Genomic DNA, 20280 nt, shown 5'->3' with positions numbered 1-20280 from the left:
GGATGCGCGGAGGCCCGGGGAGACCGGAGAGATGAGCGACACGAAGAGGTGGGAGGCCGGGGACGCGACGCGCCGGGCCGTGCTCGGCGACGAGCACGTGGATCGCGCCGTCGCGACGACCACCCCGTTCACCGCGGACTTCCAGGAGTTCATCACCAGGTACGCCTGGGGCGAGATCTGGACCCGCCCCGGCCTGGACCGGCGCACCCGCAGCTGTGTCACGCTGGCCATGCTCGCCGCGCTCGGGCACGAGAACGAGCTGGCCATGCACGTGAGGGCCGCGCTCCGCATCGGCCTGACCGAGGAGGAGATCAAGGAGGTCCTGCTGCAGACCGCGATCTACGCGGGCGTGCCCGCCGCCAACCGGGCGTTCGCGGTGGCACGGGCGGTGCTGGGCTCCGAGGGAAACGGGGAGGGCGGGGATGACGGAACCGATTGACCGTGGCTCGGAGCATGTGCAGTCACTGGCACGCGGGCTCTCGGTGATCAAGGCGTTCAGCGCGACGAGCCCCGAGCTGACGCTCAGCGAGGTGGCCCGCGCGACCGGCCTGACCAGGGCCGCGGCCCGGCGGTTCCTGCTGACGCTCGTCAACCTCGGCTACGTCAGGACCGACGGGCGGCTGTTCGCGCTCTCCCCCCGCGTCCTGGATCTCGGGTACGCCTACCTGTCCGGTCTCTCGCTGCCCGAGGTGGCCGAGCCGCACCTCGAACGCCTCGTCGCCGAGGTGCGCGAGTCGGCGTCGGTGGCGGTGCTCGACGGCGAGGACGTCGTCTACGTGGCCCGGGTGGCCACCAGCAGGATCATGCGGGTGACCATCAACATCGGCACCCGCTTCCCGGCCCACTGCACCTCGATGGGCAGGGTGCTGCTCGCCTGGCTGCCGCCCGACGACCTCGACGCCTACCTAGGGCGCGTCGAGTTCCACCGGTTCACCCCCAACACGATCACCTCCCCCGCCGCCCTCAGGACCGAGTTGGAGAAGGTCCGCGCCCAGGGCTGGGCCATGGTCGACCAGGAGTTGGAGGAGGGCCTGCGCTCGATCGCCGTCCCCGTCAGGGAACGTTCGGGACGGGTGAGCGCCGCGATCAACATCTCCTCGCACGCGAGCCGGACGACCCCGGAGTCCGCCCGTCGCGATCTGCTCCCGCCGCTGCTCGCCACCGCCGCGCGGGTGGAGACCGACCTGCACGCCTCTGGCGTCAGGAGCGGTTCCCTCTCCCACCGCTGACCCCTGTCCCACCGCTGCCCCTGTCCCCCGCTGTCTCCCCGCTGCCTCCGGCCCCGCGAAGGCGCAGGTCGGCGCGGGGTTGGCCGTGACGACGGCGGGCATACCGACCTCGTTGCCGACTCGGGGGAGAACGCATGTCGCAGGGGTGGAGGACAGCCGTTCCGCGGCGACGGCCACGGGCCAGGACCGCCACGGGGTCAGGGCACATCCACGATCCGGCCTGCCCGCGCCCGGCGGGAAGGCGACGGGCGTGAGCCCGGTGGCGGGGATCCTCGCCGGCGCGGCGGGCACCACCGCGCTGAACATCGCCGGTTACCTGGACATGGTCGTACGTGGCCGGGCCGCGAGCGGGTTGCCGGCCGAGGCCGCGGGCAAGCTGGCCGAGCGCGCGGGTGCCGACCTCGGCTCGGGGGAGGCCGCCGACAGCAGGCGCGAGGGCATGGGCGCGCTGCTCGGGTACGCGACGGGCCTGGGTGTCGGCGGGCTGTACGGCCTGCTCACCGAAGACCGTCGCGTTCCGCCGCCGTTGGCCGCCCTGGGGCTGTCGGCGATGGCGATGGCCGCGAGCGTGGCCCCCCTCACCACACTGGGCCTGACCGATCCGCGCGAGTGGGACGCCTCGTCCTGGGTCTCCGACATCGTCCCGCACCTGGCCTACGGCCTGACGGCCGCGACCGTGTACGACCGTCTGACCCGCCCCTGACCCACCCGGCGTCCGTCTCCGCGTACGACCCGTCGGTGCCTGTTCGCCCTCGGCGGATCCGATCAAGGAGGCGCTGCGGGTGAGCAGGATGGGCGCATGACGATAAGACTCACCAAACTCGGACACGCATGCGTACGGCTGGAGAAAGAAGGGCGGAGCCTCGTCATCGATCCCGGTGCGATGACTCCCGAGACCGATGCCATCACCGGGGCCGAGGCCGTGCTCGTCACCCACGAGCACTTCGACCACTTCGAACCCGACCGTCTGCGCGCGGCCGTCGCCGAGAATCCGCGTCTCGTCGTCCACACCTGTCCCGGCGTGGCCCGGCACCTGACCGAGTTGGGCGACAGCGTACGGGTCGTGCGTGCGGGGGACGTGCTGGCGGCCGCCGGGTTCGAGGTGACCGTCGTGGGGGAGAAACACCACTTCAGCCATCCCGACGTGCCGCCGGTGGACAACGTCGGGTTCGTCGTCGACGGGGAGGTCTTCCACCCCGGCGACGCGCTCACCGTCGTCGACGTGCCGACGTTGCTGGTGCCCGGCCAGGCTCCCTGGATGACGGTTCCCGACATGATCGTCTACCTGCGGACGATGGCACCCCGGCGCGCGTACGCGATCCACGACGGGTTGATCAACGACTGGGGCGTCAAGGTGCTGGAGAGCGTGCTCGCCGGCGAGGCCGAACGGCTCGGGGCCGACATCCGGCGCCTCACCCCCGGCGAGAGCGTCGACCTCTGACCCCCTGATCTCCTGTTGATGACGAACCATGCCCGGTCTCCTGGGGCGGAGCATCGTCATGCGGGCGGCTGTCCGCCGGTTCTCAGGGGGCGGTGCAGGGCGAGGGAGCTGAGGACGGTCACGGCTCCCATGAGGACGATCGCCGTGTGCGGGGAGGTCAGCTCGGCGGCGACGCCGGCGAGGGCGCCGCCCACGGCCTGGCCGGTCATCATTCCCGCGGCGGCCAGGCCGAAGGCCTGCCCCCTCACGGCTTCCGGCACCGCGTCCACGAACCACCGCTGCAACCCCAGTTGGCAGGCGCTCGACGCCGCGGTGGCGAGCATCACGATCAGCGCGGCTCCGGCGAGTCCCGGCTGGAGGGCGAAGGCGAGCAGGGGGATGCCCGACACGATCGCGAAGGAGAACGCCAGTCGTTCCCTTCCGGCGGGCGAGACGAACCGGGCGATGACGAAGTTTCCGACCGCCAGGCCGAGGGAGGCGGCGGCGAGCGCGAACCCCGCGGTGTTTCCCAGGTAGGGGACCATCATCGCCTCGGCACCCACCACGAGCGAGACCGGCAACCACTGCGTGAGCAGCAGTCCGCGTACGCGGCGGTCCGTCAGCAGGGCCCGGTTGACGCGCAGCGTCTCCCGTACGGCGCCGCCACCCGCGACGGTCCGGGCACTCGCCTTGCTCTTCTCCTCGGTGAGGGAGCCGCCGCCTGGAAGACAGGCGTCAGGAAGGTCGGCGCCGGAGAGGTCTTCGTCGGGAAGGCCACCGTCCTTCGTGTCGTCGCCGGGGGAGCCGGCGCCCGTCGCGTTCCTGGCCGGGAGGTCGGGCAGGCCGTAGCGCAGCACCGCGGCCGCCAGAAGGGACAGGACCGCGGTGACGGTGAGTGCTCCTTCGGGTCCGGTGAAGGCGAGGATGGCGCCGCCCGCCGCGAGGCCGCCGATCTGGGCCCCGGCCGCCGTCACGTTCAGCACCGACCTGGCCAGGACGAACGCGTCGCCGGGCAGCAGGTCGGGCAGGAGTGCGCTGCGCGCCGCCCCGAAGACCGGCGAGAACAGACCGGTGGCGAGAACGAGGACGAGCATCGCCCAGACGGGCAGCCCGGCGAAGGCCAGGAGCAGGCAGGTCACCATCCGCAGCAGCTCACCGGCGATCATCAGCGCACGCGGGCGGAGCCGGTCGGCCAGCGAGAGCAGGAACGTCCCGCCGACGATGTAGGGGAGGAAACCCACCATGTACGCCGCCGCCGACAGTCCCGGCGAACCGGTCCGCGCGTACACCAGCGCCGACAGAGCGAGCATCTTGACCTGCTCCCCCGCCACCAGGAGGGTGAAGCTTCCGAACAGGACACGGAACTCCCGGCTCGCGAAGACCTCCGTATAGGTCGCGCCGCGCTCTTGTGTGGTCATGGAGACGATGGTGGAAGACGCTTGAACGGCTGACTAAGCTTTCGGACATATCCGAAAGGTCGCCCAGTGGTCTTCCGTATCGAGGTCACCCCGCACGACATCATGGCGAGCAGGTTCGCCATCTCCCCGCTCATCGTGATCCATCACGCGCTCTGGACCCTCTCCGGCAGGCGGGAGGCCGGTGAGTGGCGGGCGTGGGCCGGAAGGATGCGGGAGCCGTACGAGAGACTGCTGCTCACTCACCCCGGCCTGGGTGCCATGGTGGCGCTGTTCCGCGAGCGGCACTACAACGCCGACTTCCCCGCACCGCCGCCGACCGGGGTGAACACCCCGTTCGAGGCGGAGATCGCGGTGGTGCGGGCCACCCCGGTGGCACGGGCGCACGCCGAGATCGCCAGGAACCTGGAGGGGGCGCCGCGCCTCCCCCCGCCCGTCATGGACGTGCTGTTCTCACCGGAGGTCGTACGACTGTTCGCCGAGGCACTGGAGGCTCTCTGGAAGGAGATCGTGTCCCCCGCGTGGCCGCGCTTCCACGCGATCCTGGAGCGGGACGTGGTCCAGCGGGCGGGACGTCTGGCGACCTACGGCTGGGCCTCGGCCCTCGACGACCTCAGCCCTCGGATCCGCTGGCGTCCCGACGGCGTCATCGAGGTGCTTTCCAACGGTGCGGACGAGACCCACCGGCTCAACGGAAGCGGGCTGCTCTTCGTGCCGACCGTGTTCCCCACCGGGATCGCCTCCTATCTGGAGGCCCACTGGCCGTACGCGATCAGTTATCCGGCCAGGGGCACCGGCATCCCGCCCGAGACGCCGGACGGCCTGGCAGGGCTGATCGGCAGGACCAGGAGCCGTCTCCTGCTGGAGCTGGCGACCCCGGCGACCACCACCCAGCTCGTGATCCTGCTGGAGCTGAGTCTGGGGACCGTGGGCGGGCACATCTCCGCCCTGCGCAGGGCGGGCCTGGTCACCGGGAGCCGCACCGGTCGCGGTGTCCTGTACCACCGCACCGCGCTGGGCGACTCCCTGGTCAACCCATCAGGGCGAAGGCCCTGAGGAGCCGGCGGCCGGTCGCCCGGTGACGGGCACGAGAACGAAACGCCGATCGGCCTCTCACGCCGCGTGCGACGGGAGGGAGACACCGGTCAGCTTGGCGCACGCGGCGAGGAGGCCGTCCTGCAACTCGGGCGACCGCGCGGCCGGATGAACGAAACACGGTTTCCGATGGTGGAAGTAGCCGCCGGTCACGGTGGCCTCGGGGTCCTGGCTCACGGCCAGCCACGCCTGCGTCACCGGCCCCTGGGAGAGGTCGTCCGGCGCGCCCGGACCTCCCATCTTCGTCGGGACCCAGCCGGGTTCGAGCGCGTTGGACAGCACGTCGGGCCATCGGCGGGCGACCGCGAACGCGAGGACGACGTCCAGCAGCTTGCTGTCGGCGTACGCCCGGGAGCCGTCCCAGGGCCGGGCGGTCCACTGGAGGTCGTCCAGACCGGTGTCCCCGCCGCGATGCATGCCCGAGCTCAGGTAGACCAGCCGATCGGGCGGGGTGATGAGTGCCGTGAGCAGGTAAGGGGCGAGCACGTTCACCGCGAACACGTGGGCGAGCCCGTCGGCGGTCTCGATCCTGCTCGGCTCGCGGTATCCGACGGCGGCGTTGTGGATGATCGCGTCGTAGCGGACCATCCTGCCTGCCTGGACGGCGACCGACCGCATTCCCTCGATGGTGGTCAGGTCGCCGATGATGACGGCTTCGGCCTCCGGCAGCGCGTCGCGCGCGTCACCGGCGCGGGTGTCGTTACGCGCGTGCAGGGTGACGTCATGGCCGTCGTGGGCCAGCAGCCGGGCGGCCATGAGACCGAGGCCGTCGGTGGAGCCGGTGATCAGAATGCGCGCCATGACAACGATCCCCTTCTTCGAACGGGCTGATCGTTGACTACCCAGCGGAACGGGAACGCACGCCGCCGGGCGGAGGTCTGGCCAGGTCAAACCCCTGCCAGGCCATCTCGGGGAGCCTGCCGGTGTCGGCCGGACCCGATCGGCCGACACCGGCAGGCCGTCTCAGCGAGGACGTCGGACGCCGCCGGCCCCTGGAGCCTGATGACACACCGCCGGCGTCCGGGCCGAGGGGGACCTCGATCGGCCGACGCCGGCAAGCCGCCTCGGGGAGGCCGTCAGACGCGCTGGACGGCTCCGTCGGACAGTGCCACGACGGTGACCCCGAAGTCGTGGATCGTCGCCGACAGCTCGTCGGACGAGAGGCCGGGGGCCACGACGACCAGGGAACCGCGCATCAGCGCCAGCCCGATCAGTGTCGTCATGGCCAGACTGCACCCCAGGGGCCAGGTCACCAGCAGGACGTCGGACTTGCCCAGCTCGGCACCCTCGTCGAGCGTGTTCATCCGCGTGATCAGGTCGTGGTGGGTGAGCACCCCCCCGTCGTCGATCAGGAGGGCGGGCTGCACCGCCGGATCGAGGAAGGGCAGCGGGACGGGCTCCAGGAGCAGCAGGTCGGCGAAGTCGACGGTGTCACGGGCCTGACCGAACGCGATCACCTGCCGGACCCGCGAGTCCTCCACGGCCCGCAACGACACGTCCGCCAGGCGCGGGGTGGTGATGAGCAGCCGCGCGTCCCACTCGGCCAGCAGGTCGGCCATCTCCTCGCATCCGGAGGTGATCGGTGCCGCCACCCCTCCCGCCGCGATGACCGTGTGCACCGCCAGTGTCTGGGCCACCGCGCTGTCCACGTGGATCCCGGCCACCTGGCGCCGTCTGGCCCCCCGCCTCACCAGGCCCGACGCCCCCCGCGTCACCTCCGCGGCCAGCCGGCGATAGCCGTACACCACCCCGGCACCGAGATCGATCAGCGCGGGTCGATCACCTCGACCGTGTGCGTAGCCGAACACCGCCTCGGTGAGGGTGCAGCTGGTTGACGGGGAGGTGGGTCTCATGCCGCATGACGGTAGGGCCGTTCCATCCGCGCGGGCATCCGTAGATGTATGTAGATGACTGTGTATTCGGCCTCCTGCCCCGGCGCACACCGGGTCGGCGGGCCTCGCCCCCCGGTGTGCACCCGGTCGGCGGGTCCCGCACCCTCGACGAAACCGCTCCCCGTGCTCCGAATCCCCGTTGAAAACGTGCCTCCGCATCGAATCCCCTGCATCCCCGGCGGGCGTCGGGGCCACGGGCTCCGCCCTTCGACGAAACCAACGAAATCGACGAAACCCCTGAAACCGCTCCTCGCGCTCGAAACCCCCGATGCGACCTGTCCGCCGACTCCCCGGCCTCCGCGAACCTCCGTGGCCTCCCCGAAAACGGAGACGCGATGGGCGGGCCCGAGCCCTGCGCGACTCGAGCCCGCTGTCGCATGGCCCATGACCCAGGTCTCCACCCCTCCGAGGAGACCCGGGCCATCAACGGGGACACGCGACGTCCGCGGCGTGCTCGACCGAGACGCCCGGGATGGTGTGGACCTGCCGTCCCGGACCGGAACTGTGACCGGCACGGTGCGGAAGGCTGGACGTCATCGGTCGAACACCAGGAAAACGTACGGCGCGCGGTGAGCACGACACATGCACCGGACTGCGTATCCGGAGATGTATCTTCACGCCCACGAATGTGTAGCCCGAGGTATGTAGAACCTCACACCCGCCGCACAGGACGCGCGACCTAGGCAGTTTCGTTTGGATCAGCCGGTCGTTGGCCCGGGCGTGCCGTTGACTGACGCGCAGTGGGCGCGGATTGAGCCGTTGCTTCCGGACCGGCCGCCGAAGCGAGGCGGCCGGTGGAGGGAGCACCGGCAGGTGATCGGTGCGATCGCCTTCAAGTTCCAGACCGGGACCCAGTGGGTCCACCTGCCCGACAGGTATGGCAACTGGCGAGGTGTCTACAACCGGCTGAGGATGTGGGCCGTCGATGGCACGTGGGAGCGGGTGTTCATCACTTTGGTGGCCCAAGCCGACGCGGACGAGGACCTGACCTGGACCTTGTCGGTGGACTCCACGATCGTGCGGGCTCATCAGCACGCGGCTGGGGCCCGCAAAAAAGGGGCCCCAGCCCACGAGCCGGGCGACCATGCCATCGGCCGGTCCCGAGGTGGACTGACCACGAAGATCCACCTCGCCGCCGACGATCGCTGTCGGCCGCTAGCCTTCCACCTCACCGCCGGCCAAGCCGGTGACGCGCCCGCCTTCACCGAGGTGATGGCACGCCTGCGCATTCCCCGCCGACGCGGCCGGCCTCGGAGCAGGCCGGAGGTTGTCTTGGCCGATAAGGCGTACTCCTCCCGCGCGATCCGTGAGCACCTGCGCAGACGCGGCATCCGGGCGGTGATCCCAGTTCCGGCCGACCAGCGGGGCCACCGACTGCGTCGGGGAGGCCGGGGTGGCAGGCCGCTGTCCTTCGACCGTGAGGCGTACAAGCAGCGCAACACCGTCGAGCGGTGCATCAACCGCCTCAAGCAGTGGCGCGGCATCGCCACCCGCTACGAGAAGACCGCGACCATCTACCTGGCCGGACTCCATATCGCCGGCATCTTCCTCTGGTCCGCCTGATGATCCCTAAAAAATTGATTAGCCCCAGGTGAGCGGGTCGAGATGGAGGTAAAAGCGCAGGCGCTCGTGGTCTAGGGCGATGCCGTACCTCTCGGCGAACGCCATGTCCGCGGCCCGCCCCCGCTCCTCGTCTTTCCATGTCTCTCGTGCGTTGGCGAGCAGCAGCGCCAAGTCCGCGTAGCGGTCGGCCTGTCCAAGGCGGCCCAGGTCGATGAAGCCTGACACGTCCAGGGTCCGCGGATCGAGGATGATGTTAGGCAGGCACAGGTCCCCGTGGCAGACGACCGTGTCGGCGGCCTCCTGCTCCCGTCGCCGTGGCACCTGCCGGGTGAGGCGGTCCAGTAGCTCCCCAGGGGGCGTGTGCTGCTGCTCGACGGGGAGAAACTCCGGGTTGACGGCGTCACGGGCCACGACGCCGCGCGCCACGGCGACCATAGCGTCCAGGTCCCGGCGAAATGGGCACTGCGGAACCGGCACCTCGTGCAGTCGGCGGACCGCGTCCGCGATGCGTTCCCAGGCGACCCGTAGCTTCTCAGCGGGCACCTGATCAGCAGATATGCCGGAAACGGCACTGGTCATCAGGCAGGCGCCCACGTCACCGGAGTGCCAGTCGAGCACCCGGGGACCAGGTACACCCTGATCGTTCAGCCATGCGACCCGGTCACGCTCGGCCTTCAGGTCGGCTGCATCCGCAGCAGGCACGCACTTGGCATATCGGGTGGCGTCCGCGTTGCGAAAGACAGCGGCTCCCGACTCGCCCGCGGTGACAGGCAACCAGTCGCCACTACCCACGCTGAGCAGCACCGGCGATATGGCCTGAGGTCCGGAATGATCACTCATGGCGACCACTTTAGCTAGCTCGGCATATCGGCCCGGGACCGCAGAACTTCTGCCTTTACCACGTACCCGGCGTGCAGCAAAGCGAGATCCGAACGAAACGACCTAGTGCTGTGACCACATGCGTTCACCGGGTTGGGTGATCACGCGGCGAGTGGGAAAGGGCGTCCGCCGAAGCGGATGCCCTTTTCGCTGCGGATCCGGGCGCGTTCGCGGCGCTGGGCGGCCAGGGGGGCGCTCCCCTTCTTACAGGGCCTTTGACGCCGGGCTTCGACCCCGCCCGTTTCCAGACGAAAATCTGATGACTCACATCCAACCCGCCCGAGCCTGGCCACCGCGAGCAGCGACCCGGTGAACCTTTCCGGTCACAGCACTAAGGGCGGTTCTGCTCGATGACCCAGGTGGCCACCTGGGTGCGGGAGGAGAAGCCGAGCTTGCCCAGGATGTTGGCGACGTGCCTGGCGGCGGTGGCGGGGCTGATCACCAGCTCGTCGGCGATGGCCTTGTTGCTCATCCCCCTCGCGATCAGCTCGGCGATCTCCCATTCGCGGCAGGTGAGCGTGGTCAGCGGGGCCGCGACCGGATGCTTGCCGAGCAGCAGGGGCGCCTCGGACGGCTCGTCGAACTGCAGCGCGTAGCGGACCGCCTGTTCCTGGGACATCTCCTGGCCGTGCGCCCACAGCTGGGCGACGAGCGCGTCACCGAGGCGCGCGCGGGCGGGCTGGAGCAGTTCCTCCATCCGCGCCCCGAACCCGGGTGGCAGTACGGCGCCGCTCATCGCGCTCCTGATCGCGGCGGAGGCCCCGGCCAGGCGCACCGCCCGGCGGTCGTCCTCCTCGGCGAGCGCGAGTTGTGCGAGCGTCTCGATGCGGCGGGCCACGCCGAGCCGCTGTCCGGTCCCGATGCAGAGTCTCAGGCTCTCGATCAGCCTGACCCGCGCGGTGGGGAGGTCTCCCTGGGCCAGCGCGATCCGGCCGAGCCCCGACAGGCAGGTGATCGCCTGCCAGTGGGCGGTGATGTCCTGGAGCATGTCGAGGGCGCGCTCGTAGCGGACGCGTGCCTCCACGAGGTCGCCGCGGAGCCAGGCGACCTGGGCGAGGCCGATGAGGGCGACCGGCGCGGCCCAGTGGTTGTCGAGTTCGTGGGCGATGGCGAGCGCGGCCTCGAAGGATCGCTGTGACTCCTTCGCCCTGCCCTCGGACAGCGCGAACGTGCCCTCCATGGAACGGATGACCGTCTCGTGCCAGGGGTCGTCGACCGTGCGTACGGCTTCCAGCGCCTCGTCGAGCAGGGACCTGACCCTCTCGGGGCGCCGCTGATAGATGGCCACCCAGGCGAGGATGGCGAGCGCGCCGCTGAGCGGCCCGTACAGGCCCGCCTCGCGGCACAGGCCGACCGCGGCGGTGCAGGCGATCTGCGCGGTGTCGGGGTCGCCCTGCCCGAAGGCCACCTGCCCGCGCAACGCGAGGGCGTCGCCGCGCACGCACGGCGTCAGCTCCTCGGGTGCGGCGTCGAGCAGGCGGTCGAGCCACTTGTCGGCCGGGGTGAACCTCCCTCCGGCGATGATCGGCCAGCGCAGCAGGACGAGGAGGCGCAGCGCGCTCTCCGGGTCGCCCGCGGACTCGACCGACCAGCGCACCGCCGCCCACACGTTGGCCTGGAGTTCGTCGAGCATGACCAGCATCGGGCAGATCTCCGGCCAGGTCGGGCGGGGGCGCCGGACGATCGTCCGGTGGATCCTGGCGGCGACCTCGATCATGTGGTCGCGGTGCAGCCGCCGGAACTCGGGCTCCTCGCCCGAGGCGTCGAGCTGTTCGACGGCGTACTCGCGGATCGTCTCCAGCATGCGGTAACGCGTCTCGCCGGCCACCTGGGCGTCGGCCAGGACCAGCGACTTGTCGACCAGGTCGCAGAGCACCCCCAGGACGTCCTCGGCCCACAGCGCGTTGCCCGCGCAGACCTGCTCGGCCATGTCGAGCGTCCACCCGCCGGTGAAGACCGCCAGCCGGCGCAGCAGGATCCGCTCGGGCTCGTTGAGCTGCTGGTAGCTCCAGTCGACGGTGGCCCTGAGCGTCTGCTGCCTGGCCGGGGCCGTCCGGTCGCCCGCGGACAGCAGCCGGAACCTGTCCCTGATCCTGGCGTTGATCTGCTCCACGGTCAGCACCCTGCACAGGGCCGCGGCGAGTTCGATCGCGAGCGGCATCCCGTCGAGCGCCTCGCAGAGCCCGACGATGTCGGCCGCGTTCTGCTCGGTGACGGAGAAGGCCCGCGAGGCGGCGGTGGCGCGGTCGGCGAAGAGGCGCACCGCCTCGCTGGTGTTGAGGAGGAGGTGCACCGCCTCGCCGGTGCCGAGGTCGTGGTCGCCCCCCCTGGGCAGGGTGAGCGGTGGCACCCGCCACACGGTCTCCCCCGCCACCCTGAGCGGCTCGCGGCTGGTCGTGATCACGCGCACGTCGGGACAGACGGTGAGCACGGCGCGGCAGAACCTCGCTGCCTCCTCGATGAGCGACTCGCAGTTGTCCATGACGAGCAGCAGCCGCCGGTCGCCGAGCGCGTCGATCAGGGTGTCGGCCAGCGCACGGGACGGCTCGGCCTTCACCCCGAGCACGGCGGCCACCCGGGGTTCGATCTGGTCGCCGCGCACCGCGTCGGCCAGCTCGACCAGCCAGACGCCACCGGGGAAATCCTCCGCCACCTGGCGCGCGACCCGGACCGCGAGCCTGCTCTTGCCGATGCCGCCCGCACCGCAGAGCGTCACCACCCGGGCGACCCCCAGCAGGTCGATGAGCTCTTCCACGTCGGCTTCACGCCCCACGAAACCGTTGGGTTCGAGGGGGAGGTTGCCTCCGGTGAGGGAGGCGTGTGCGGTGTCCTGGGTCATCGGCTCTTAACGAGGTCGCGGATAGAACCGTCACAGAAAGTGTGACATCAATTACCGAACCATGCCCAACTCTTAGCACCTTTTCTCGCCTGCGACTCCTCCTTCCTCGAAGGGAAGGGCTTCTCGTCAGGCCGCCCGCGTGGATCGTCCCGCCCGGCCTTGGCCGCCCCCGGCCATCCGATGGCCATCACCGACGCGTCGACTCACACTGCTCCCATGACAGACTCCCCTGCCGACCAAGCTCCCGAGATCGGCGAGATCAGCGTCTCCGGCTGGTACGCCCACACCGACAAGATGGCGAAGGTCGGCTTCCTCACCATCGCTCGCAGGCTTCCCGCGCTGGTGTCGCAGGCCGTCAGGCTGGCGTGGCTGGCCGACCCCCGTGACACCGTCGTCGCGATCACCCTGAGCCTGCTGGGCGGGATCTTCACCGCGTTCGGGCTGTTCGCCACGACGGGGGTGCTGTCGGCGCTGTTCGAGGCGGGACCGACCCCCGAGCGGGTGCGGGCCGCCCTGCCCAGCCTGATCCTGGTGGGGGTGGCCGCGACCCTGCGTACCCTCACGCAGGCGGGCGCGGGCTGGGCACAGTCGCGACTGGAACCCCAGGTCGGCCGGATCGCCGAGGAACGTCTGTACGGGCTGACCAGCCGGGTCGGCCTCGCGTCCTTCGACGACCCCGAATTCCACGACGCGCTCCAGCGGGCCAGGGGGCGTGGGGTCGACGTCGCGGACGAGGTGGTTAGCACCGCGATCAACACGCTGACCGCGCTCATCGGCATCGTCGCCGCGGCGAGCGTGCTGGGGGTGCTGCACCCGGTCCTGCTGCCGCTGCTGGTGCTCGCTGTGCTCCCCGACGCGTGGGCGGCGGTCCGCGCGGCGCGCATGCGCTACACGACGATGTACGCCCTGATCCCGGCCAGGCGCCGTAAATGGATCATCGCGGAGCTGCTGGCCGATCGTGAGCCGGCCGCGGAGGTGCGCTCGTTCACCATGCGCGGCTTCCTGATGCGGATGTACGACGCGGTGGCGACGGCCGAGCAGAACGTGATGCTCGGACTGGCACGGCGCCAGGCCCTCGCGCGGGTGGTGGGCGAGGCGCTGGGCGGCGTCGGCACGGCCGTGGTCTACGTCGCCCTGGGCGTGCTGCTCGCGATGGGCGCGGTCCCCCTCGCGGTCGCGGGCACCGCGGTGCTCGCGATCCGTTCCGGCCAGACCTACCTCGCCAACCTGATGCACGCCACGAACCGCCTCTACGAGGAGGGCCTGTACTTCACCGACTTCCTCGACTTCTGCGTCGAGACCGAGAGCGGGCTGCCCACCGGACGCCCGGCGCGGGCGCCGGAGGATTTCGAGCGGATCACCGCCGAGGACGTCGTCTTCACCTACCCGGGAGCCACGGAGCCCGCGCTCCGAGGGCTCACGGTCACCATCGGCAGGGGGGAGGTGATCGCCCTCGTCGGGGAGAACGGTTCCGGCAAGACCACCCTGGCCAAGATCCTGTCGGGGCTGTACGAACCGGACAGCGGCCGGGTCAGCTGGGACGGCACGAACCTGGCGGACGTCGATCCCGACGAGCTGCGCACTCGCATCGCGGTCATCGCCCAGGACCACACGCGCTGGCCGCTGACCGCCCGTTACAACATCAGCATGGGTACCGACAAGGGGGAGCCGGCGCTCGTCGCGGCGGCCGAGGTCGCGGGCGCCGACCGGGTGGTGGCCGAGTTGCCGCACGGCTACGGCACCCTGCTCGACCGGCGGTTCAAGGACGGCCAGGAGCTGTCGGGCGGCCAGTGGCAGCGGATCGCCATAGCCCGGGGGTTCCACAGGGACGCTCCGCTGCTGATCTGCGACGAGCCCACCGCCGCCCTGGACGCCCGCGCCGAGCACGCCCTGTTCGAACGCATCCGGCGGCACGCCGACGGGCGCACCGTGCTGCTCATCACCCACCGGCTGGCGAGCGTCCGCTACGCCGACCGGATCTACGTCCTCGACCACGGCGAGGTCGTCGAGCACGGCACCCATGAGGAGCTCATGGATCTGGACGGCCTCTACGCCGACCTCTACGGCCTCCAGGCGAGGGCCTACTCGGCCTGACCACCCGCGTCCGCCCGGTGATCGCCGTGAGAACCATCCCCGGATCGAGGAGCTCTCGGTCCGGCGTCAGCCCTTGGCCGGAACCTACTCGGCCTGACCACCGAGGAACGCCTCGATCACGCCCTTCGCGATCGAGGCCGCCCGCCGGTCGGGGCCGCCGCCCTCGACCAGCACTCCGACGGCGATCCGCGGGGAGACCGTGGGGGCGAAGCCGCTGAAGACGGCGTGGTCCTCCCCTGCGGGGACGTTCTCCTCCGTGCCGGTCCTCCCCGCACCCTTCGTCCTCCGGAAGGCCGCGGCGGCACCGGTTCCCTCCTTGCCGGTGGTGGCGATCATCATCTCGGTGAGCCGTTCCGCCTCCTCGGCGCCGACCGCGCGGCGGTACGGCGAGGGCTCGGTCACGTCGATCACCGTGCCGTCGGCGAGGCGGACCTCGTCCACGAGATGGGGACGCATCAGCGAGCCGTCGTTGGCCACCGCCGCCGCGATCATCGCGATCATGAGCGGGGTCGCCCGGACGTCGGACCGTCCCAGGGCCGACATCGCGGTCCGCGCGTCGTCCAGTTCGGCGGGATAGACGCTTCTGGTCACCGGCATGGGCACCTCCAGGTCGTCGGTGTCGAACCCGAAGGCCTCCGCGCGCTCGCGCAGCGCGTCCTGGCCGAGGTCGATCCCGATCTTCGCGAAGGGGGTGTCGCAGGAGAGCCTGAACGCCTGGAGCAGCGGAAGGTCGACGTCGCCGCAGGCGGCGCGGCCGTCGCGCAGGTGGGTGCCGGCGCCGGGGAGATGGAAGGAGGGCGGGGTGCCGACGTGGGTGCCGAGGTCGTAGCGTCCCGAGCCGAGCGCCGCCGCACTGGTGATGACCTTGAAGGCCGATCCCAGCGGGTAGGTCCGCTGGATCGCCCGGTTCAGCAGCGGGTCCGCGGGGTCGCCCCGCAGCCGCTTGTCCGTCATGTCGAGCATGGCCGCGTCGAAGCTCGCGTAGAGGTTCGGGTCGTAGGAGGGCAGCGAGACCATGGCGAGGATCGCGCCGGTGCGAGGATCGATCGCGACGACGGCGCCGGGCCTTCCCGTGGCGCGCAGCCCGTCGTACGCGGCCCGCTGGGCAGCGCCGTCGACGGTGAGCCTGAGTGTGGCGCCGTCGCGGGTGCCCTCGACCAGCCCGTGCACCTTCACCCTGGGGTCCTTGCCCGACAGCAGTGCCTCCTCGGCCTGCTCGACGCCGCCGGTGCCGCGGAGCGAGAAGTGCCCGGTGATCGTGGCGTAGAGCGGACCGCCGGGATAGACCCTTCGGTACCGGTAGGCGGCCTTCCCTGCTTTGCGGCTGGTGGCGACGACCGTGCCGTCGCGGAGCAGGATCCCACCCCGGGGGTTCTCCATGCGCGCGATCATCGTCCGCCGGTTGCGCGGGTCCTCGTTGAGCCGTTCGGAGTCCAGCGCCTGGAGGTAGGTCACATTGGCGAGAAGGGCGAACATCATCCCCCCGCACATCAGAGCGACGTGACGCAGCGGAATGTTGATCCGGCGTGCCCGCGGTGCGATCATTACCCCTCCCCGGACACCCGACCTCGATACCGGTTTAACAGCCGGACCGAAAAGGGCACCTCGGCCGGGGGCAAAGCCGTCGTACGACTTCTGAACGGCCATATACCTCAGGGGTCACGCCGATACGAACCGCGCGGCCGCCCCCTTCCCCACCGACCTGGACACGCGGCCGCCGACGGCGCGGATCGACGCGGGCCGCGTGCTTCTCGGGGGAGGGCGGATCGACTCGGACCGCGCGATCCCCCGCCTGCCACCAAAGCGGGCCGCGCGGCCTATCGCCCACCATCGGCGTGGGCCGCGCGGCCCCCGACCTCCCGCCAGGGCGGGCCTCGCGGTTTCTAGTCGGCCACCGAGCGGTAGTACGCGATCTTGTTCCGGATCGCCCGCTGCCGCTCGCGCAGGTTCTCGACCTGCTCCTGCACCCGCCGGTCGTGGGCTTCGAGCAGCGCGATCCGGTCGTGGACCGTGTGGTCGCCCTCCCTGATCATCTCCGCGAAGCGGATCATCTCCGCGACCGGCATGCCGGTGTCGCGCAGGCAGCGGACCATACCGAGCCAGCCGACGTCCTTCTCGGTGAACCTGCGCTGCCCGGCCGCGTTGCGGTCGATCGACTCAAGCAACCCGATCCGCTCGTAGTAGCGGAGCGTGTCGAGGCTGAAGCCGGTCTCCTCCACCACCTGTCTCGGTGTGTACACACTCACACTCGTGGCCCCCATCGAATAACCGCCTAACCGAAAAGTCGCCCCTGCCGACCTGTCGCCACCGACGAATCGGCACAACCAAAAACGGCCCCGATCCGGTGTGCCCACACCGGCTCAGAGCCTTGTCATATCCACCTGCAGAGAGTCCAGGGGATAAACCACGCATAACCCTACCTATGCCCTCCCGGCCCTCACAAACAGTTTTTCTCCATCATTTCCCGGCCATCCACTTGCCCTGGAGTTCACTCCAGCATTCAAGGTGGTGCCCATGACTCACATCCCCCTCGCTCTGGGCACCATCCCCTTCGGCACGACGGTCGACGACAAGACCGTCTTCGCGATTCTCGACCGGTTCGTCGACGCCGGAGGCGCCCTGCTGGACACCGCGAACAACTACCCGTTCTGGAACGAGGGCGCCACCGGCGACGAGAGCGAACTCGCCATCGGCCGCTGGCTGGCCGCCCGGGGCAACCGCGACCGGATACTGCTGAGCACCAAGTGCGGCGGACGGCCGACCGTCCCCGGTGACCGGACCCTGGACTCCGCCGAGGGCCTGTCCGCCCCGGTGATCGCCGCCGCCGCCGAGGGCAGCCTGCGCCGGCTGGGCACCGACCACGTCGACGTGTACTGGGCACACCTCGAAGACCGTTCCGTTCCCCTGGAGGAGACCCTGGGCGCCTTCGCCGAGCTCGCCCAGGCGGGCAAGGTCCGCGAGATCGGCGCGAGCAACGTACCGGCCTGGCGCCTGGAGCGCGCCCGCGCCGTCTCGCGGGCGAACGGCTGGCCGTCCTATACGAACGTGCAGCTCCGTCACACCTACCTGCGTCCCCGGCCCGGGGTGTCGCTGCGGGAGGGGGGCCACGTCCTGGCCCAGGACGACATGCTCGACTATCTGCGCTCGGAGTCCGACCTCACCCTGTGGGCGTACAACACGCTCATGTTCGGCGCCTACACCCGCGAGGATCGCCCGATCCAGGACATCTATGATCACCCGGGCACCACGCGCGGGCTCGCCGTGCTGCGGGAGATCGCGGGTGAGCTGAACGCGACCGTCAACCAGGTGGTGCTGGCCTGGCTGATCGGCGGTGACGTGAGGACGATCCCGATCGTCGGCGTGACCTCCATCGCCCAGCTGGAGGAGGCCCTGGGCGCCCTGGACCTCAAGCTCGACGACGAGCACCGCGCCCGCCTGGATGCCGCCCGCTGACGGCACCCGCCGACGACGGACGGTTTCGCCGGCCGGCCCCGCTGACGGGCCGGCGGAACCGGCCGTCGTCTGCAGGGGGAAGGGCGGGTCAGTCCTGGGGCAGGTGCGCCGACAGGTAGCGGCGGACCAGGTGCTTGCACTCGACGATCAGGTCGGGATCCCCGTCGGGCAGGGAGCGGAAGGCGAGCTTGAGCACCGCGTCGGCGGCCTCCACCGCGACGAAGAGCACCCGGTCCAGCTCGGGTCCGATCGGGGCACCGACCACCTCGACGATGATCGTACGGAGCCGGTCGGCCACGATGGCGTTGTTCTCCAGCGCGGCGTCGAGCATGCGATTGGTCCCCTTGACGGCGGGACCACCGGGGGTGGCGAGCACCTCCCCGAAGTCGACGACCCCGAAGCCCGGCGTGGACCGCTTCATCGCGACGAACTCGTCGATCGCGAGGTCGACCATCTCCGTCCACTCCGACAGCCGCACCTCGGAGAGCCTGGCCGTGACCCGGCCGAGGAACGCCTCCAGGTTGCGCAGCGCCAGCGCGCGCACAAGTCCTTGTTTGTCGGGGAAGAACTGGTAGAAGGTGCCGATGGGCACCTCCGCGCGGCGCGCGACCTCCTTGGTGGTCAGTGCCTCGTAGCCGACCTCGTCCAGCAGTCGCGCGCACTCGTCCAGCATGCGCTCCACCCGTTCCAGGCTGCGGCGCTGGGCGGGCCGACGGCGAAGCGTTCCCCCGGAGACGTTCGTCATCTCCCCATCATCCCCCACGGACAGACCGAGGGATTAACATGAGCCAGACTCGCGCTATCTGGAGGTCGGGATGTTTCTGTGGGGTACGGCGACCGCGTCCTACCAGATCGAGGGCGGTGTCGCCGAGGACGGACGAGGTGTCTCGATCTGGGACACCTTCTCCCACGAGCCCGGCCGCGTCCGCGACGGCGACACCGGCGACGTGACCTGCGACCACTACCACCGCTGGCCGGAGGACATCGGGCTGATGTCCGATCTCGGGGTGAACTCCTACCGCTTCTCCATCGCCTGGCCTCGCGTCCAGCCGGACGGCAAGGGCGCGATCAACCGGGCGGGCCTCGACTTCTACGACCGGCTCGTCGACGCGCTCCACGAGAAGGACATCGTCCCCGCGGCCACGCTCTTTCACTGGGACCTGCCCCAGCCCCTGGAGGACGAGGGCGGCTGGCTGAACCGCGACACCGCCCACCGTTTCGCCGAGTACGCCGCGGCCGTGGCCGACAGGCTCGCCGACCGGGTCCCCCTGTGGATCACCCTGAACGAGCCCTTCATCCACATGGTCTTCGGCTACGCCCTGGGCACCCACGCCCCCGGCAGGACCCTCGTCCTGGACGCGCTGCCCGCCGTCCACCACCAGTTGCTCGGGCACGGCCTGGCCGTGCGGGAGCTCAGGGCACGCGGCGCGGAGAAGGTTCTGATCACCAACAACTGCACCCCGGTCTGGCCCGCCTCCCCCGACCCCGCCGACCTCGCCGCCGCCGACGCCTACGACACCCTGCACAACCGCCTGTTCAACGACCCCGTACTCCTCGGCGCCTATCCCGACCTGTCCGCGTACGGGGTGAGCCTCGACTGTGTGCGCGACGGCGACCTGGACCTGATCAGCGCCCCCCTCGACGGCATCGGTATCAACTACTACAACCCCACTCGGATCGGCGCGCCCACCGGTGAGGGCCTCCCCTTCGAGGACGTGGGCGTCACCGGCCACCCCACCACCGCCTTCGGCTGGCCCGTCGTCCCCGACGGCCTGCGCGAACTGCTCTGCGGTCTCAAGGCCCGGTACGGTGACGCGCTCCCGCCGGTCTACGTCACCGAGAACGGCTGTTCCCAGCCCGACGAGCCCGGCCCCGGCGGGACCGTGGACGACCAGGGCAGGATCGCCTTCCTCGACGGCCACATCGAGGCCCTCGGGCGGGCGCGGGCCGAGGGGGTGGACGTGCGCGGCTACTACGTCTGGTCCCTGCTGGACAACTTCGAGTGGGCCGAGGGCTTCAGCCAGCGCTTCGGGCTCGTGCACGTCGACTTCCCCACCGGTACGCGCACCCCGAAGGCCTCCTACCACTGGCTGCGCGACCGCATCTCGCGCGGCGCGCCCTCCCCGTCGTGACGCACGGCGCGGGCGGCCCCCTCACCGCACCCGGCCGCGCCGCCCACGCCGACCTCCGCACCGCCCGCGCCGGATCCCCTCGTCGCCCGCGAGGCGCCGGGGCGCCCTTTCACGAGCCGACCCCGGTGTGCCGCGCCGCAGGAAAACCCGTTGCGACGAAACGAGACGGGTCGTACCGTCTAGGGCCATGTGCCTGTACTTCGCCTGCCAGATGGCCGGCTACGTGATCCGTCCCCGCCACAGCCGGCCTTCGGCCCGCTAGGGGACCG

Annotated in this window: 17 protein-coding genes; 9 read left to right on the top strand and 8 right to left on the bottom strand. The window is 70.7% G+C overall.

All coding sequences use genetic code 11. The features are described from left to right. Positions 1–31 precede the first annotated feature (31 nt). From pcaC to AB0B96_RS32700, 4 genes are all read left to right on the top strand, one after another. A complete protein-coding gene (gene pcaC, locus AB0B96_RS32715) occupies positions 32–439 on the top strand; it encodes a 4-carboxymuconolactone decarboxylase (protein ID WP_350944867.1) in 408 nt (135 codons plus the stop codon). Further along, positions 423–1229, top strand: a complete 807-nt coding sequence (locus tag AB0B96_RS32710; RefSeq protein ID WP_362904994.1) for an IclR family transcriptional regulator — start codon at positions 423–425, stop codon at positions 1227–1229. The genes pcaC and AB0B96_RS32710 overlap by 17 nt, the downstream gene beginning before the upstream one ends. A 250-nt stretch (positions 1230–1479) precedes the next feature. Next, positions 1480–1932 carry a hypothetical protein gene (locus tag AB0B96_RS32705; RefSeq protein WP_362904992.1) on the top strand — a complete coding sequence of 151 codons (453 nt, stop codon included), beginning with the start codon at positions 1480–1482 and terminating at the stop codon, positions 1930–1932. A 96-nt stretch (positions 1933–2028) separates the two neighbouring features. Continuing rightward, positions 2029–2670, top strand: coding sequence for an MBL fold metallo-hydrolase (locus AB0B96_RS32700; protein WP_362904990.1), 642 nt, complete (start codon positions 2029–2031; stop codon positions 2668–2670). A 56-nt stretch (positions 2671–2726) separates the two neighbouring features. Here AB0B96_RS32700 and AB0B96_RS32695 read toward each other — a convergent pair whose 3' ends face one another. Then, a complete protein-coding gene (locus AB0B96_RS32695; protein WP_362904988.1) occupies positions 2727–4067 on the bottom strand; it encodes an MFS transporter in 1341 nt (446 codons plus the stop codon). A 66-nt stretch (positions 4068–4133) separates the two neighbouring features. Between AB0B96_RS32695 and AB0B96_RS32690 the strand changes: the two genes are divergently transcribed. Continuing rightward, positions 4134–5120, top strand: coding sequence for an ArsR family transcriptional regulator (locus AB0B96_RS32690; protein ID WP_362904986.1), 987 nt, complete (start codon positions 4134–4136; stop codon positions 5118–5120). A 57-nt stretch (positions 5121–5177) separates the two neighbouring features. Here the strand turns inward: AB0B96_RS32690 and AB0B96_RS32685 are convergent, their stop codons facing one another. After that, positions 5178–5960 (bottom strand): SDR family NAD(P)-dependent oxidoreductase, encoded by a 783-nt coding sequence (locus tag AB0B96_RS32685; protein WP_362904984.1) that lies wholly within the window; start codon positions 5958–5960, stop codon positions 5178–5180. A gap of 275 nt (positions 5961–6235) precedes the next feature. Next, positions 6236–7012, bottom strand: a complete 777-nt coding sequence (locus tag AB0B96_RS32680; protein ID WP_362904982.1) for an AMP-binding protein — start codon at positions 7010–7012, stop codon at positions 6236–6238. Positions 7013–7744: 732 nt separating this feature from the next. Between AB0B96_RS32680 and AB0B96_RS32675 the strand changes: the two genes are divergently transcribed. Then, entirely contained in the window at positions 7745–8614 is an 870-nt protein-coding gene (locus tag AB0B96_RS32675; RefSeq protein WP_362904980.1) for an IS5 family transposase, read from the top strand. 18 nt (positions 8615–8632) lie between these two features. On the opposite strand, the gene AB0B96_RS32670 is transcribed toward AB0B96_RS32675, so the two are convergent. Beyond that, entirely contained in the window at positions 8633–9454 is an 822-nt protein-coding gene (locus AB0B96_RS32670; RefSeq protein ID WP_362904978.1) for an APH(3'') family aminoglycoside O-phosphotransferase, read from the bottom strand. 370 nt (positions 9455–9824) lie between these two features. Next, positions 9825–12332, bottom strand: coding sequence for a tetratricopeptide repeat protein (locus AB0B96_RS32665; RefSeq protein WP_350949287.1), 2508 nt, complete (start codon positions 12330–12332; stop codon positions 9825–9827). Positions 12333–12548: 216 nt separating this feature from the next. Here AB0B96_RS32665 and AB0B96_RS32660 point away from each other — a divergent pair, with 216 nt between their 5' ends. Then, positions 12549–14426: an ABC transporter ATP-binding protein gene (locus AB0B96_RS32660; RefSeq protein WP_350949288.1), complete on the top strand. Its 1878-nt coding sequence runs from the start codon at positions 12549–12551 to the stop codon at positions 14424–14426. A gap of 84 nt (positions 14427–14510) precedes the next feature. Here the strand turns inward: AB0B96_RS32660 and AB0B96_RS32655 are convergent, their stop codons facing one another. Both AB0B96_RS32655 and AB0B96_RS32650 read right to left on the bottom strand, forming a co-directional pair. After that, positions 14511–15971 (bottom strand): penicillin-binding transpeptidase domain-containing protein, encoded by a 1461-nt coding sequence (locus AB0B96_RS32655; RefSeq protein ID WP_362904975.1) that lies wholly within the window; start codon positions 15969–15971, stop codon positions 14511–14513. A 338-nt stretch (positions 15972–16309) separates the two neighbouring features. Then, complete coding sequence (locus AB0B96_RS32650) at positions 16310–16666, bottom strand: MerR family transcriptional regulator (RefSeq protein ID WP_362904973.1); 357 nt, start codon at positions 16664–16666, stop codon at positions 16310–16312. A gap of 274 nt (positions 16667–16940) precedes the next feature. Here AB0B96_RS32650 and AB0B96_RS32645 point away from each other — a divergent pair, with 274 nt between their 5' ends. Next, positions 16941–17879, top strand: coding sequence for an aldo/keto reductase (locus tag AB0B96_RS32645; protein ID WP_362904971.1), 939 nt, complete (start codon positions 16941–16943; stop codon positions 17877–17879). An 88-nt stretch (positions 17880–17967) separates the two neighbouring features. Here AB0B96_RS32645 and AB0B96_RS32640 read toward each other — a convergent pair whose 3' ends face one another. Next, the gene (locus tag AB0B96_RS32640) at positions 17968–18624 is read right to left on the bottom strand and encodes a TetR/AcrR family transcriptional regulator (RefSeq protein ID WP_350949292.1); all 657 of its coding nucleotides are present in this window, start codon (positions 18622–18624) and stop codon (positions 17968–17970) included. 70 nt (positions 18625–18694) lie between these two features. Here AB0B96_RS32640 and AB0B96_RS32635 point away from each other — a divergent pair, with 70 nt between their 5' ends. Continuing rightward, positions 18695–20011 (top strand): GH1 family beta-glucosidase, encoded by a 1317-nt coding sequence (locus AB0B96_RS32635; RefSeq protein WP_362904969.1) that lies wholly within the window; start codon positions 18695–18697, stop codon positions 20009–20011. Positions 20012–20280 lie beyond the last annotated feature (269 nt).

Source organism: Streptosporangium sp. NPDC049046, from assembly GCF_040649155.1.
Classification (GTDB): domain Bacteria; phylum Actinomycetota; class Actinomycetes; order Streptosporangiales; family Streptosporangiaceae; genus Streptosporangium.
This window is presented reverse-complemented; position numbering and strand designations above follow the sequence as displayed.